The sequence below is a fragment of the Sphingomonas sp. SRI_018 genome (genome assembly GCF_057586275.1).
Window position 1 is genome coordinate 2,534,969 of sequence record NZ_JBYCZO010000001.1, and the last position, 13,182, is coordinate 2,548,150.

Here is a 13,182-nt window from a genome sequence, read left to right on the forward strand (position 1 = left end):
GCCCGCTAGCGGGCACGCCGATGCGCCCGATCCTCCATCTCCTCGCGCTGCTCGCGTTTGTCCTGCCGGCACAGGCTCGGACACAGGACGCCAACCGCCCTTCCCCCGGTTTCGTCCGCGTCCGCCTCGTCACTTCGGCGGGAGCGATCATGCTGGCGCTCGACGCGCGGCGGGCACCGAAGACCACGGCCAATTTCCTCGCCTATGTCGACGACGGGCGGTTCGACGGCATCGATTTCTATCGGGCGGCGCGCAAGAAGGTCGCGCCCAAGTTCGGCTTCATCCAGGGCGGCATCCGTACCGATGCGCGGCGCATCCTGCCCGGCTCGGTCCCGCTCGAGCGCACCGACAGGACCGGCCTCAAGCATCTCGACGGCACCATCTCGATGGCGCGCGGCGCGAATCCCGATTCGGCCGCCGGCAACTTCAGCATCATGGTGGGGCCGATGCCCTCGCTCGATGCCGCGGGGCAGTACCCGGGCTATGCCGCCTTCGGCCACGTCGTCGCGGGGATGGACGTGGTGAAGCGCATCCTCGCGCTGCCCACCGGCGGCGGATCGGGGCCGATGAAGGGGCAGATGATCCTGAAACCCGTCACCATCCTCCGCGCCGAACGACTGGACGGGACGCCCAAGCCGACCGGCGGGGTCAAACCTTGGCTGATCGGGGTGGCGCGGTAGCCGCGAAGAGAAAAAAGAAGAATTTGTTCGCGCGGAGACGCGGAGACGCGGAGACGCGGAGACGCGGAGACGCGGAGACGCGGAGATACGTCGCTTGCCGTCATTTCAGCCGCGCCAGCGGCCCTCATGCTCGGCGAAGCCCACAGGCTGAAAGGTCTCGCTGACGCGAGACGGGGCCTCGGGCGAGCCACCTCCGCGTCTCCGCGCCTCCGCGCGAGCTTCCAATCTTCTTCTTTCTCTTCGCGCCTTCGCGCCTTCGCGTGAACCGATTCTTCTTCTCTCGGGCGCGGTTCGCGGCGACCTGGGAAGATCCATCCCGCAACATGACAGCTTCTTCATCCGCGCGACATGATCGCGTGAGGCGCGGAGTGGTAGCGACAACAGCATGGTTTCGCTCTCCCTTCGCCGGCCTCTTCGCCGTATTGCGCTCGTCGCGGCGCTGGCCGTGCTCGCTGTCGGCGCGGTCGCGTGGGCGGGCGGGTTTCTCGACCGCGATCCCTTTCATTTCCTGAGGGCGGAGGGGCGGCGAAGCGATATCGCCGCACTCTACTTCAGCGGTGACATGGGGCTGCGCTTCGGTATGGGGCCGAAGACGACCGCGGCGCTCGCGCGGCATGGCGTGCCGGTGCTGGGGGTGAGTTCCTCGACGCTGTTCGCGGTCCATCATGACCGTGCCTATGTCGACAAGGTCGTCGCCGACGCGGCGCGCAAGGCGCTGGCGGAAACCGGCGCGCGGAAGCTGGTGCTGATCGGGCAATCCTATGGCGCCGACATCCTCCAGACCGGCGCGGCGGCGCTGCCGGCGGACCTTAGGTCCAAGGTGGCGGCGATCATCCTGGTGGTGCCGGGACGCACCGTCTTCTTCCGCGCCGATCCGTCGGGGATCGCCTATCGCGGCACGCCCGATTCGCTTGGGCCCGCCACCGCCGCCGCGCTGACCTGGGCGCCGCTGACCTGCATCTACGGAACCGCCGAGACCGACAGCCTGTGCCCGCTCGTCAAGCTGCCCAATGCAACCGTGGTAGCGATGCCGGGCGGCCATTTCCTCGCCCATGACGAGGCAGCGCTGATCGGCCACGTCCTCGCCAGCCTGCGCCATTTCCTGCCGACGCGGGAGCATGGGGCATGAGGATCGCCGCACTTGCCCCACTTTTCCTCCTGCTGCTGCCGGTTCCGGCGGTGGCGGGGCCACCGCCACCGACGGGGCGGTGGGCCAATCCGCGTCATACGATCGAGGTCAGCACCGGCTCGTGCGGGCAGGACCGGATGTGCGGCAGGATCGTGTGGGCGGACGCGACCGCGCTCGCCGATGCACGCGCAGCCAAGGTCGACACGTTGATCGGCACCGAGCTGCTGCAGGATTATCGCGTCGAAGCGAACGGCGAATGGAGCGGGCGCGTCTATGTGCCCGACATGGGGCGCAGCTTCGCCTCGCACATCCGACAGACCGCGCCGGATGAGCTGACGATCGCGGGCTGCCTGATCGGACATTGGCTATGCAAGTCGCAAGTGTGGCGCCGGGTCGGCTGAGTCGGGCGGTCGCCCGGCTCCTCGTCTTTGCGCGCCGGCACGCGCGCTGGATCTTGCTCGGGACGATCACCGCGGTCGCGGTGCTGGGCTTCATTGCGCTCCGCCAGGTGCTGCACACCGTGCATCTGCGCGACGTCCGCGCCGCGCTCGCCGAGGTGCCACGGGGTCGGATCGGCCTGGCGATCGCGCTGACCGCGCTCAGCTACCTCGCGCTCGGACTCGGTGACTATGTCGCGCTCCGGGCCATCGGGCGCCCGCTCAAGTGGCGGACGGCGGCGGTGGCGGCGTTCACCAGCTATGCCTTCAGCCACAGCCTGGGCCTGTCGATCCTGACCGGCGGGTCGGCGCGATACCGCGTCTACCGCGCCGCGGGGTTGGAGCTCGGCGAGATCGGGCAGGTGATGGCGATCGCCTCGCTCGCCTTCTGGGCCGGCGTGGCCGTGGTGGCCGGCGTCGGGCTGATCGCGGCGCCGCAAGGGTTCGGGATCGCTGGTGCGCGGCCGCTCGCCTTCGCCCTGTTCGCGCTGCTTGCCGTCCCGCCAGTGATTCGCGCGGCCGGGATAAAGCGGCTGGAGCTCGGCGGCGCGACGCTGACCGTGCCGCCGCTGCGCCACCAGGCGCGGCTGCTTGCCATCTCCGTCATCGATCTTGCCGCCGCCTCTACCGCACTGTTCGTGCTGGTGCCGGGCCTGGGGCTACACAGCCTGGCGCCGTTCGTCGTCGCCTATGCCGCTGCGATCGTCATCGCGCTGCTGACCCATGTCCCCGGCGGCGCCGGCGTGTTCGAGGCGGTGATGCTGGCCGCGCTGCCCGGGAACCGTGCCGCGGTGTTCGCCGCGCTGCTGCTCTACCGGCTGATCTACTACATTTTGCCGCTGCTGATTGCCGCCGCCGGCCTGCTCGCGGCGGAGGGACACCGCCTGCGCCGGCCGATCGCGCGCGGGATCAGCCTGGCCGAGCGCAGCGCGCAGACGCTGGCGCCGATCGCGGTCACGGCGCTGATCTTCGTCGGCGGGCTGATCCTGTTGGTGTCAGGGGCGCTGCCCGGCGTGCACGCCCGGCTCGACACGATCGATAACGTGGTGCCGCTACCGGTGATCGAGGGATCGCATCTCGCCGGCAGTCTGGTCGGCACCGCGCTGCTGCTGGTCGCGCCGGCACTGCACGCACGGCTGCGCAGCGGGTTCGACGCGGCACGGCTGATGCTGGCGTGCGGCATCGTCTTCTCGCTGGCGAAGGGGCTCGACTGGGAGGAGGCGCTGCTGCTCGCAGGCATCCTGGTGACGCTGCAATATGCCCGGCCGGCGTTCGTGCGCGAAGGCGGCATCTTCACCCAGCCGCCCGACTGGCGCTGGCTCGCCGCCGCCGCGGCGGCGGTGGCGATGAGCGTGTGGAGCGGACTCTTCGCCTACAAGCATGTCCCCTACGACGACGACCTGTGGTGGAAGTTCGCGCTCTACGGCAACGCGCCGCGCTTCCTGCGCGCGACCTTCTGCGCGGGGGTGCTGCTCGCCGCGACCGCCTGCTGGGAGCTGCTGGCGGCATACCGGCCGCGCCCGGCCGACGACACGCTGTCGGACGCGGTTGCCGCTGCCGCCTTCGCCCAGTCGGGACGCAGCGACGCCAACCTCGCGCTGACCGGCGACAAAAGGTTCGTGGCGTCTGCGGGCGGCGATGCCTTCCTCATGTACCGCGTGCAGGGGCGCAGCTGGATCGTGATGGGCGATCCGGTGGGGCCGCGAGCAGCGTGGGACGAACTGGTCTGGGCGCTGCGCCGCCACGCCCATGCCGCGCGGGGGCGGCTGTGCTTCTTCCAGGCGAGCGAGGCGATGCTGCCGCTGTTCGTCGACCTCGGCCTGCAGCCGATGAAATACGGCGACGAGGCGCATATCGATCTCGCCACCTTCTCGCTCGACGGCCCACGCGCCAAGTCGCTGCGCCATGCGCTGCGCCGGGGCGAGGCGGCGGGATCGCGGTTCGAGATCGTGCCCGCCGCCGAGGTGCCGTCGCTGATCCCGCGGCTGCGCGAAATCTCGGACGAATGGCTGCGCGACCGGCACGGGCGCGAGAAGCGTTTCAGCCTCGGCGCGTTCGACCCCGGCTATCTCGCCCGCTTCGACTGCGCGGTGGTGCGCGTGGCGGGCGAGATCGTCGCCTTCGCCAACCTCTGGCGTGCGGGGGACGGCAGCGAGCTGTCGATCGATCTCATGCGTCACGCCGACGACGCGCCCCAAGGCACGATGGAACTGATGATCGTGCGGCTGATCGAGCTCGCGCGGGCGGAAGGCTATGCCCGGTTCAACCTCGGCATGGCGCCGCTGTCGGGGCTGCCCAGCGGATCGCTGGCGCCGGTGTGGGCTCGAATCGGGGGAATGCTGTTCGACAACGGCGAGCGGCTCTACGGATTCGCGGGGCTCAGGGCATTTAAGGCGAAGTTCGGGCCGCGCTGGGTGCCGCGGTTCGTGGCGACCCCGCCGGGGCTCGCCGCCGCGCAGGGGCTGTTCGACATCGCGCGGCTGGTGAGCGGGTAGAGGTCGGATTCGGCCAGTTTTTGAATCCGTTCCCCGGCGAAGGCCGGGGCCCAGTTGCAGACGGTTCGAGACTGGGCCCCGGCCTTCGCCGGGGAACAGCTGCTTCAGGCCAGATGGATCGAACTCTAAATCCCGGAAGCGACACATGCTTTCGTCCTGCGTGCGGAGCCGCTAAGGGGGTCCGCGACCCATGACTCCGGCAACGCAAATCCCGCTGCCCGCCGACTGGCGGGACTTCCTCGCGCTCACCAAGCCCCGCGTGATGACGCTCGTCGTCTTCACCGGCCTGTGCGGGATGCTGGCGGCGCCGGCGCATGTCGATCCGGTGATCGGCTTCACCGCGATCCTGTGCATCGCGCTCGGCGCCGGCGCGGCGGGGGCGCTCAACCAATGGTATGAGGCCGATCTCGACGCGGCGATGAAGCGTACCGCCCAGCGCCCCCTTCCCGCCGGGCGGATGGAGCGGCAGTCGGCGCTGCACTTCGGGGTGGGGCTTGGCGCCTTTTCCGTGCTGCTAATGGGGCTGGCGGTGAATCTCGCCGCGGCGGCGATTCTCGCCGTCTCGATCCTGTTTTACGTGCTGGTCTATACCGTGTGGCTCAAGCGCCGGACGCCGCAGAACATCGTGATCGGCGGCGCGGCGGGGGCGTTTCCGCCGCTGATCGGCTGGGCGGCGGCGACCGGCGACGTCGCATGGCTGCCGGTGCTGCTGTTCGCGACCGTATTCCTGTGGACGCCGCCGCACTTCTGGAGCCTCGCGCTGTTCGTGCGCACCGATTACGCCAATGCCGGCGTGCCGATGCTGCCGGTGGTTGCGGGCGAGCGGGTGACGCGGCACCAGATCGGGCTCTACACCATTCCGATGGCGGCGGCGGCGGTCGCGCCCTGGCCGCTGGGGCTGACCGGCGCTTGTTACGGTCTGATCTCGATCGCGCTCAGCGCGGTGTTCGGCGCGATGGCGCTGCAGGTAGCGCTGCGCACCGCGAGCGAGGGCGACGCGATGCTGCCCGAGAAGCGGCTGTTCCGCTACTCGCTCTTCTATCTGGCGCTGCTGTTCGCGGCCGTGGTGATCGACAGGTGGGTGGCATGACTCCGCAGGAAGAAGAACGGTATCGCGCCCGGCAACGCTCCCGCGCGCGGGTGATGGCGCTGCTGCTCGGCGCCTTCGTCATCCTTATGTTCGCCATCACCATCGCCAAGATCAAGGCGGGGATGGCGCTGTGAACCGCAATACGCGCACCGCTCTCCTCGCCGTCGCCGGCATCTGCTGCATGACCGGGCTCGGCTTCGCGAGCGTGCCGCTCTATCGCATGTTCTGCGAGGCGACCGGGCTCGACGGCACCACCAATCGCGGCAGCAAGGCGCCGGGGGCTACGGGTGAGAAGATCAGTATCGCCTTCGACAGCAACGTCAGCCCCAAGCTCGCCTGGAGCTTCAAGCCCGAGCTCGAGCAGGAGACGATCGACGTCGGCGCGCGCGACATGGCGTTCTTCACCGCCACCAACCGCGCCAAGGTGCCGGTCACCGGTACGGCGACCTACAATGTCACGCCGTACCAGGCGGCGAAATATTTCACCAAGATCCAGTGCTTCTGCTTCACCGAGCAGACGCTGCAGCCGGGCGAGACGGTGCGGATGCCGGTGATCTTCTTCGTCGATCCCAAGCTGCGCACCGATCCCGATACCAAGGACGTCGAGACGATCACGCTCAGCTACACGTTTTACCCGGTGGATTCCGGGAAAACTGCAAGCTAGAGCATCTCCCAAACACGCCTAACAGGGACGCGACGATGGCCGGAGCCAAGAACCACGACTATCATATTCTGCCACCGAGCCCCTGGCCGCTGATGGGATCGATCGCCGCGCTGATCCTGGCGTCGGGCGGCATCATGTGGATGAAGGGCCATGCCTATGGCCCATGGACCTTCGCGCTGGGCATGGCCGGCGTGCTGGCGACGATGTTCTTCTGGTGGAGCGACGTGATCCGCGAGGCGCATCGCGGCGATCATACCCCTGTCGTGCAGCTGCACCTGCGCTACGGCATGATCCTGTTCATCGCCTCCGAGGTGATGTTCTTCGTCGGCTGGTTCTGGGCCTATTTCGATTTCTCGCTGTTCCCGGCGGCGATCAGCTACGTCCCCGGCGCGCATGGCGAGAAAGGCACGGTCGAGCTGCTGACCGACGCCGCCGGCCAGTGGCCGCCCAAGGGGCTCGAGGTGCTGAACGCGTTCGAGTTCCCGCTGCTCAACACCTTCATCCTGCTGCTCTCCGGCACCACCGTGACCTGGGCGCACCATGCGCTGATCCACGGCCAGCGCGGCGGCGCCAAGCGTGGCCTGTGGGGCCTGATCGGCGTCGGCGAGAACGACGGCGTGCTGAAGGGGCTGTGGCTGACGATCCTGCTCGGCCTGCTGTTCAGCTCGATCCAGGCATACGAGTACGCCCATGCGCCGTTCCCGTTCGCGGGGATCAACTATGGCGCGTCGTTCTTCATGGCGACTGGCTTCCACGGCGTGCACGTGATCATCGGTACGATCTTCCTGATCGTCTGCCTGATCCGCGCCTATCAGGGCGACTTCACGCCGCGCCAGCACTTCGGCTTCGAAGCGGCGGCTTGGTACTGGCACTTCGTCGACGTGGTGTGGCTGTTCCTGTTCGTCTCGATCTACGTCTGGGGCGGCTGGGGCGCGCCGGTGCATGGTGGTTGATTGGGCGGCTGAGTGAGCGCCGGCTGGCATCTCGCGCAGATCAACATCGGGCGGCTGATCGCGCCGCCCGAGCACCCCCAGGTCGCCGGCTTCTTCGCCGAGCTCGACCGGATCAACGCGCTGGCCGAGGCCAGCCCGGGATTCGTCTGGCGACTGACCGGCGAGGGCAACAACGCCACCGACCTCCAGCCGACGCCCGATCCGCTGGTGATCGCCAACATGTCGGTATGGGCGGACGCCGAAACGCTGTTCGGCTTCGTCTATCGCAGCCAGCACACGCCGGTGATGGCGCAGCGCAAGTCCTGGTTCGAGCGCTACGAAGGTGCCTATCAGGCGCTGTGGTGGATCCCGGCCGGCGAAATTCCGACCCTTGCCGACGGGCTGGCGCGGCTGTGGATGATCGACCGCTTCGGGCCGAGCGAACGCGCTTTCACCTTCAAGACGCGCTTCCCCGCGCCCGGCCTGCCCGGCGCTCCGGTCGACATGCAGCCCGATCCCTGGTGCGAAGGCCGTGCCTGACCCGACACCCGCCGCGGCTTCGGACAGCGCCGCCCCGACGATTGCCGCAGCATCGCTGAAAGGGCTGTGTCCGCGCTGCGGCGCTTCCACGCTGTTCGAGGGACCGGTCAAGTTCGCTCCCAAATGCCGCGCGTGCGGGCTCGATTTCTCCGCCTTCAACGTCGGTGACGGCCCCGCCGCCTTCCTGACGCTCGGCGTCGGAGCGGTGGTGGTGATCCTGGCGCTGGTCACCGACTTCACCGTCCGTCCGCCGCTGTGGGTCCATATGCTGCTGTGGATTCCGATCACCTTCGCCGGCGTGGTGGGATCGCTGCGCATCGCCAAAGCATGGCTGCTCGCCGCCGAATATCGCAACGCCGCGCGCGAGGGTCGGATCAAGGCGCCCGAATGAGGCGGCCGGTCCCGATCGTCGCGACGATCGTCGTGGCTGTAGCCGTCGCGGCGATGATCGGACTCGGCATCTGGCAGCTCCAGCGCCGGCACGAGAAGCTCGCCGCGCTCGAGCGCTATGCCGCCAATCTCCATGCGCCGCCGGTCGCCTGGCCGCGCTTCGGCACCGGCGACGAGGCGCTGTTCCGCAAATCCTCGGCCTATTGCCTGCGCCCGCTGTCGTGGAGCCGCGAAGCGGGGCGCGACGCGAGCGGCAAGCCCGGCTGGCGCCAGATCGTGACCTGCGCGACCGGGGCGGAGGGGCCGCCGCTCACCATCCAACTCGGCGTCGCCGGCTCGCCGGAGGGACATCCCGCCTGGAAGGGCGGCGAAGTCAGCGGCTGGATCAGTCATGCGCCGAACCACCGTTCGCTGATCGGCGGCCTGTTCGACCGCACGCCCAAGACGCTGATGCTGGTCGCCAGCACGCCGGTCGCCGGGCTCGCGGCCAATCCGGGACCGGACCTGTCGGCGGTGCCCAACAACCATCTCGCCTATGCGGTGCAGTGGTTCGTCTTCGCCGCCATCGCCCTCATCATCTACGCGATCGCGCTGCGCCGGCGGCTGCGAGGCACCGAGCCGCCGCCTCCGGCTTGAGCGCGGCCAAGCCCGGCTTGCTTGCCGCCCTCTCCCCCGCCCGCTAAGCGCTCGCCCGACATGCGCTACGTTAGCACCCGGGGCCAGGCGCCCGCTCTCGACTTCCGCGACGCGACGCTCGCCGGCCTCGCCGGCGACGGCGGGCTCTATGTTCCCGACGCCTGGCCGGCGCTTTCGGTGGACGAGATCGCGGGCCTCGCCGGCCTCTCCTACCCCGAGACGGCGGTCCGGATCATGGCGCCGTTCGTCGGCGATGCGCTCACCGAAGCCGAGCTCCGCGCGATGTGCGAGGCCGCCTACGGCCGCTTCGCCCATGCCGCGGTGACGCCGCTCGTCCAACTCGACCCGCGCCATTTCCTGCTGGAGCTGTTCCACGGGCCGACGCTCGCCTTCAAGGACGTCGCGCTGCAGTTCCTCGGCCTATTGTTCGAGCGGTTCCTGACCGGCGGCAGCACCCACCTGACCGTGGTCGGTGCGACCAGCGGCGACACTGGCTCCGCCGCGATCGACGCGCTCACCGGCCGCGAGCATGTCGACATCTTCATGCTCCACCCCGAGGGCCGCGTCTCCGAGGTGCAGCGCCGGCAGATGACGACGGTGCTCGCGCCCAACGTCCACAACATCGCCATCCAGGGCGACTTCGATCAGGCGCAGGCGCTGGTGAAGGCGATGTTCAACGACCCCGCCTTCTCCGGCCGGTTCGCGCTGTCGGCAGTCAATTCGATCAACTGGGCGCGGCTGATGGCGCAGGTGGTCTATTATTTCTATGCCGCCGTCCGGCTCGGCGCACCCACTCGGCCGGTCGCCTTCAGCGTCCCGACGGGGAACTTCGGCGATGTCTTCGCCGGCTATGTCGCGGCGCGGATGGGACTGCCGGTCGCGAAGCTGATCGTCGCAACCAACATCAACGACATCCTCCACCGCGCGCTGTCGAGCGGCGACTATTCGACCGGCACCGTGACGCCGACCGCGGCGCCGAGCATGGACATCCAGGTCAGCTCCAACTTCGAGCGGCTGCTGTTCGACCTCGCCGGCCGCGACGGGGCCGCGATCGCGGAACAGATGAAGGGGTTCGAGACGACCAGGGCGATGCGCCTCACCAATGCCCAGCGTGAGAGCGCGGCGGCGCTGTTCGCAAGCGACCGGATCGAGCCCGGCGAGATGTCGGAGACGATGCGCTGGGCCAGTGCCGGGGTTAGCCAGGTGATCGACCCGCACACGGCGATCGGCCTCGCCGCCGCGCGCCGGGCGGATCTGCCCGCCGAGGTGCCGGTGGTGACGCTCGCGACCGCTCATGCCGCCAAGTTCGGCGATGCGGTCGAGCGCGCGACGGGGGTGCGGCCGAGCCTGCCGGGCCGCGTCGGCGACCTGTTCGAGCGCGAGGAGCGTTTCGATGTGCTGCCCGCGACCTTCGAGGCGGTGAGCGGCTACATCGCCGAGCGGGCGGTGGCGAAGGCGTGAGCCTGCTCACGCTCATCGGCGAACCCTGGGCCGACTACGGCCTCGTCGATTCGGGCCACGGCCGCAAGCTCGAACGCTACGGCCCCTACCGCTTCATCCGCCCCGAATCGCAGGCGATGTGGGCACCCGCATCCGCCGATTGGGACGCGCATGGCGAGTTCGTCCCCGGCTCCGACGAGGAGGGCGGCGGGCGCTGGCGGTTCGACAAGCCGGTGCCGCGCGAAGGCTGGCCGCTCCAGTGGCAGGAGGCGCGCTTCACCGCCCAGACCACGCCGTTCCGCCATCTCGGCTTCTTCCCGGACATGGCGCCGGTGTGGAGCTGGATGCGCGAGCGGTTGGACGGCGCCGCGGAGCCGGAATGCCTCAACCTGTTCGGCTATACCGGCGTCGGCACGCTGGCTTTGTCGGCGGCCGGAGCGCGGATGGTGCATGTCGACGCCTCGAAGAAATCGGTCGAGCAGGCGCGCGCCAATGCCGAGCTGTCCGGCATGGCCGATCGTCCGATCCGCTGGCTGGTCGAGGACGCGAGCAAGTTCACCGCGCGCGAGGTGCGGCGGGGGCGGCGCTATGACGGCATCCTGCTCGATCCGCCCAAGTTCGGCCGCGGTCCGACCGGCGAGACTTGGCGCTTGGAGGACGGGCTGCCGGGGTTGATCGCGGATTGCCGGCGGTTGCTCGACGATAGGTCGCGCTTTCTGTTCCTCACCGTCTATGCCGTGCGCATGTCGGCGCTCGCGATCGGGGAGCTGCTGAGGCAGGAGCTCGGCGACTTGGGTGGGACGATCGAGGCGGGCGAACTCGGCGTACGCGAGGAAGGGCGCGGGTTGGTGTTGCCGACGGCCATTTTTGCGCGGTGGTCGCGGTAGAGGTTCTTGTTCACGCAGAGGCGCAGAGAGCGCAGAGATGTCTCGCGCGCGGCAGCGCGCGTCTATTCAACTCGATCGACCGGCGGTTGATTTCGGCTGTCGCCGATGAAGCCACACCGACTCTGCGCTCTCTGCGCCTCTGCGTGAACAAAACTCTTCAGCTTCGTCCCATCCGAATCGCCGCTCCCGCCACGAACGGTGCCCCCGCAACCAGCAGCAAACTCACCGCCGCGAGCAGCTTGAGCGCACCCGCGCCCCCATCGAGCGATCCGACGCCGAAGATCAGCAGCGGCACCGCCAGCGGCAGCATTACCAGCCCGGCCAGCGCGCTTGCGCCCCGCAGCCCCGCCACCAGCGCGCCGGTGGCGATGCCCAGCGCGGCAAGACCCGGCGTGCCGATCAACAGGCCGATCTCGACCCTGAGCAGCAGTTCGCCCGGCAGGCCGAGCAGCCCCGCCGCGATCACCGCCGCCAGCATCAGCGACGGCGCGAAGCCGAGCCAATGGCCGGCGAGCTTGGCGGCGGCGACGCCCGCCATCGGAATCCCGCGCACGGCGAACTGGTCGAACACGCCCTGATCGAGATCGGGTCCGATCAGCCGCTCGACCGGCAGCAGTGCGGCGAGCAGTGCGGCCGACCAGATCACGCCGCCGCCGATCCGGGCGAGCAGCGCGCCGTCCGGGCCGACCGCGAAGGGGAACAGGACGGTTACGAGCAGGAAGAACACTACGACCAGCGTCGTGCCGCCGCCGGCATAGCCGCGCCGCACCTCCCGGGCGATGATCGCGATCATGGCATCAGCTCGATCATGGCCGCACCGGGAAGCTCGACCGGGCGGTGCGTCGCCACCAGCACGATGCCGCCCTCGCCGCGATGGCGCGCTATCAGCCGCTCCAGCGTCGCCAGCGACGCCTGGTCGAGCCCGTTGGCCGGCTCGTCGAGCAGCCACACCGGGGCGCGGCTGGCGACCACGCGGGCAAAGGCGGCACGGCGACGCTGGCCGGTCGACAGCAGTCGCACCGGAACGGCGGCGAGCGCGGCCAGACCCGTATCGCGGAGCGCGTCGCCGACCCGGCCGCGCGGATCGTCATGCGAGTCGAGCGCCGCCCAGAAGCGCAGCGCCTCGGCAAGCGGCCGGTCGCCGTCCAACGCCGCCGTCTCCGCCATCAGCGCGCGGCTGCCCTCCCCCACCACGCGTCCGGCGGCTGGCGCCAGCAGGCCGGCGGCGATCCGGATCAGGCTCGACTTGCCGACGCCGTTGGGGCCGGTGACCAGCGCCGCGTCGCCGGATCGCAGCGCGAAGGACAGGCCATCGAACAACGTCCGGCCGCTGCGGACCCCGGTCACGCTCTCGAACGCGAGCCACGCGCTCAATCCGCCGAATCCTCTAGGCCATGCATGTCGTCGTCCGACAGGCCGAAATGATGTCCCACCTCGTGCACGACGATATGATGCACCAGCCGTTCGAGCCCGACGCCGGTCTCGATCCATTCCTCCAATATGGGGCGGCGGTAGAGGTGGATGCGGTCGGGCATCGCGCCCGAATCGAACGACGATTTCTGGCCGATGGGGCGGCCGTGGTAGAGGCCGGTGAGTTCGAACGGGTCCTCGATGCCCATCGCGTCCAGGGTCTCGTCGTCGGCGAAATCCTCGACGATCAGCACCACGTCAGCGAGATGCTCGGCGAAGGGCGCCGGAATCCGCGCCAGGCTCGCGCGGGCGAGCCGTTCGATCTCGGCGGCGTCGGGCGCGAAGCGGTCTTGCGAGGTCATCGCCTCTGCTCTTAATCGTCCGAGTCGATTTCAGCTACGCTGAACTCGGCACCGGCCCGCTCCCCCACCCGGCCACCCATAAGATACTGC

At 69.4% G+C, this 13,182-nt stretch carries 16 protein-coding genes; 13 read left to right on the forward strand and 3 right to left on the reverse strand.

Features of this window, described 5'->3' with window-relative positions; genetic code table 11:
* The first annotated feature begins 20 nt into the window (after nucleotides 1-20).
* The 13 genes from AC2YHA_RS11810 to AC2YHA_RS11870 all read left to right on the forward strand — a co-directional run bounded on the left by AC2YHA_RS11810 (nucleotide 21) and on the right by AC2YHA_RS11870 (nucleotide 11,320).
* Nucleotides 21-680 carry a peptidylprolyl isomerase gene (locus tag AC2YHA_RS11810; RefSeq protein WP_487401656.1) on the forward strand — a complete coding sequence of 220 codons (660 nt, stop codon included), beginning with the start codon at nucleotides 21-23 and terminating at the stop codon, nucleotides 678-680.
* A 385-nt stretch (nucleotides 681-1,065) separates the two neighbouring features.
* Nucleotides 1,066-1,809: an AcvB/VirJ family lysyl-phosphatidylglycerol hydrolase gene (locus AC2YHA_RS11815; RefSeq protein ID WP_487401657.1), complete on the forward strand. Its 744-nt coding sequence runs from the start codon at nucleotides 1,066-1,068 to the stop codon at nucleotides 1,807-1,809.
* Nucleotides 1,806-2,210 (forward strand): DUF2147 domain-containing protein, encoded by a 405-nt coding sequence (locus AC2YHA_RS11820; RefSeq protein WP_487401658.1) that lies wholly within the window; start codon nucleotides 1,806-1,808, stop codon nucleotides 2,208-2,210. Before AC2YHA_RS11815 ends, AC2YHA_RS11820 begins: the two co-directional genes overlap by 4 nt.
* Before the next feature lie 53 nt (nucleotides 2,211-2,263).
* Nucleotides 2,264-4,741 carry a bifunctional lysylphosphatidylglycerol flippase/synthetase MprF gene (mprF, locus tag AC2YHA_RS11825; RefSeq protein WP_487401659.1) on the forward strand — a complete coding sequence of 826 codons (2,478 nt, stop codon included), beginning with the start codon at nucleotides 2,264-2,266 and terminating at the stop codon, nucleotides 4,739-4,741.
* A gap of 190 nt (nucleotides 4,742-4,931) precedes the next feature.
* Entirely contained in the window at nucleotides 4,932-5,831 is a 900-nt protein-coding gene (locus AC2YHA_RS11830) for a heme o synthase (RefSeq protein ID WP_487401660.1), read from the forward strand.
* A complete protein-coding gene (locus tag AC2YHA_RS11835; RefSeq protein WP_487401661.1) occupies nucleotides 5,828-5,965 on the forward strand; it encodes a hypothetical protein in 138 nt (45 codons plus the stop codon). The genes AC2YHA_RS11830 and AC2YHA_RS11835 overlap by 4 nt, the downstream gene beginning before the upstream one ends.
* A complete protein-coding gene (locus AC2YHA_RS11840) occupies nucleotides 5,962-6,495 on the forward strand; it encodes a cytochrome c oxidase assembly protein (protein WP_487401662.1) in 534 nt (177 codons plus the stop codon). Before AC2YHA_RS11835 ends, AC2YHA_RS11840 begins: the two co-directional genes overlap by 4 nt.
* A 35-nt stretch (nucleotides 6,496-6,530) precedes the next feature.
* Nucleotides 6,531-7,448 (forward strand): cytochrome c oxidase subunit 3, encoded by a 918-nt coding sequence (locus AC2YHA_RS11845; RefSeq protein WP_487401663.1) that lies wholly within the window; start codon nucleotides 6,531-6,533, stop codon nucleotides 7,446-7,448.
* Nucleotides 7,449-7,460: 12 nt separating this feature from the next.
* Nucleotides 7,461-7,967: a DUF3291 domain-containing protein gene (locus AC2YHA_RS11850; protein ID WP_233785035.1), complete on the forward strand. Its 507-nt coding sequence runs from the start codon at nucleotides 7,461-7,463 to the stop codon at nucleotides 7,965-7,967.
* Nucleotides 7,960-8,358: a DUF983 domain-containing protein gene (locus AC2YHA_RS11855; protein ID WP_487401664.1), complete on the forward strand. Its 399-nt coding sequence runs from the start codon at nucleotides 7,960-7,962 to the stop codon at nucleotides 8,356-8,358. The genes AC2YHA_RS11850 and AC2YHA_RS11855 overlap by 8 nt, the downstream gene beginning before the upstream one ends.
* Nucleotides 8,355-8,993, forward strand: a complete 639-nt coding sequence (locus tag AC2YHA_RS11860) for an SURF1 family protein (protein ID WP_487401665.1) — start codon at nucleotides 8,355-8,357, stop codon at nucleotides 8,991-8,993. The genes AC2YHA_RS11855 and AC2YHA_RS11860 overlap by 4 nt, the downstream gene beginning before the upstream one ends.
* 60 nt (nucleotides 8,994-9,053) lie before the next feature.
* Nucleotides 9,054-10,454 carry a threonine synthase gene (gene thrC, locus AC2YHA_RS11865; RefSeq protein ID WP_487401666.1) on the forward strand — a complete coding sequence of 467 codons (1,401 nt, stop codon included), beginning with the start codon at nucleotides 9,054-9,056 and terminating at the stop codon, nucleotides 10,452-10,454.
* Entirely contained in the window at nucleotides 10,451-11,320 is an 870-nt protein-coding gene (locus tag AC2YHA_RS11870) for a class I SAM-dependent methyltransferase (protein ID WP_487401667.1), read from the forward strand. Before thrC ends, AC2YHA_RS11870 begins: the two co-directional genes overlap by 4 nt.
* 157 nt (nucleotides 11,321-11,477) lie before the next feature.
* Here the strand turns inward: AC2YHA_RS11870 and AC2YHA_RS11875 are convergent, their stop codons facing one another.
* The 3 genes from AC2YHA_RS11875 to AC2YHA_RS11885 are packed head-to-tail and all read right to left on the reverse strand — an operon-like array spanning nucleotide 11,478 to nucleotide 13,092.
* Nucleotides 11,478-12,113, reverse strand: a complete 636-nt coding sequence (locus AC2YHA_RS11875; protein WP_487401668.1) for a heme exporter protein CcmB — start codon at nucleotides 12,111-12,113, stop codon at nucleotides 11,478-11,480.
* On the reverse strand, nucleotides 12,110-12,694 hold the full coding sequence (gene ccmA / locus AC2YHA_RS11880) for a heme ABC exporter ATP-binding protein CcmA (RefSeq protein ID WP_487401669.1): 585 nt from the start codon (nucleotides 12,692-12,694) through the stop codon (nucleotides 12,110-12,112). Before ccmA ends, AC2YHA_RS11875 begins: the two co-directional genes overlap by 4 nt.
* Complete coding sequence (locus tag AC2YHA_RS11885) at nucleotides 12,691-13,092, reverse strand: metallopeptidase family protein (protein ID WP_487401670.1); 402 nt, start codon at nucleotides 13,090-13,092, stop codon at nucleotides 12,691-12,693. Before AC2YHA_RS11885 ends, ccmA begins: the two co-directional genes overlap by 4 nt.
* Nucleotides 13,093-13,182: the final 90 nt, after the last annotated feature.

Excerpts from the sequence above, each read along its gene's own strand:
- AC2YHA_RS11810 (WP_487401656.1), top strand. The coding sequence starts at position 21 with ATGCGCCCGATCCTCCATCTCCTCGCGCTGCTCGCGTTTGTCCTGCCG.
- AC2YHA_RS11815 (WP_487401657.1), top strand. The coding sequence starts at position 1,066 with ATGGTTTCGCTCTCCCTTCGCCGGCCTCTTCGCCGTATTGCGCTCGTC.
- AC2YHA_RS11820 (WP_487401658.1), top strand. The coding sequence starts at position 1,806 with ATGAGGATCGCCGCACTTGCCCCACTTTTCCTCCTGCTGCTGCCGGTT.
- AC2YHA_RS11830 (WP_487401660.1), top strand. The coding sequence starts at position 4,932 with ATGACTCCGGCAACGCAAATCCCGCTGCCCGCCGACTGGCGGGACTTC.
- AC2YHA_RS11835 (WP_487401661.1), top strand. The coding sequence starts at position 5,828 with ATGACTCCGCAGGAAGAAGAACGGTATCGCGCCCGGCAACGCTCCCGC.
- AC2YHA_RS11845 (WP_487401663.1), top strand. The coding sequence starts at position 6,531 with ATGGCCGGAGCCAAGAACCACGACTATCATATTCTGCCACCGAGCCCC.
- AC2YHA_RS11860 (WP_487401665.1), top strand. The coding sequence starts at position 8,355 with ATGAGGCGGCCGGTCCCGATCGTCGCGACGATCGTCGTGGCTGTAGCC.
- thrC (WP_487401666.1), top strand. The coding sequence starts at position 9,054 with ATGCGCTACGTTAGCACCCGGGGCCAGGCGCCCGCTCTCGACTTCCGC.
- AC2YHA_RS11875 (WP_487401668.1), bottom strand. The coding sequence starts at position 12,113 with ATGATCGCGATCATCGCCCGGGAGGTGCGGCGCGGCTATGCCGGCGGC.
- AC2YHA_RS11885 (WP_487401670.1), bottom strand. The coding sequence starts at position 13,092 with ATGACCTCGCAAGACCGCTTCGCGCCCGACGCCGCCGAGATCGAACGG.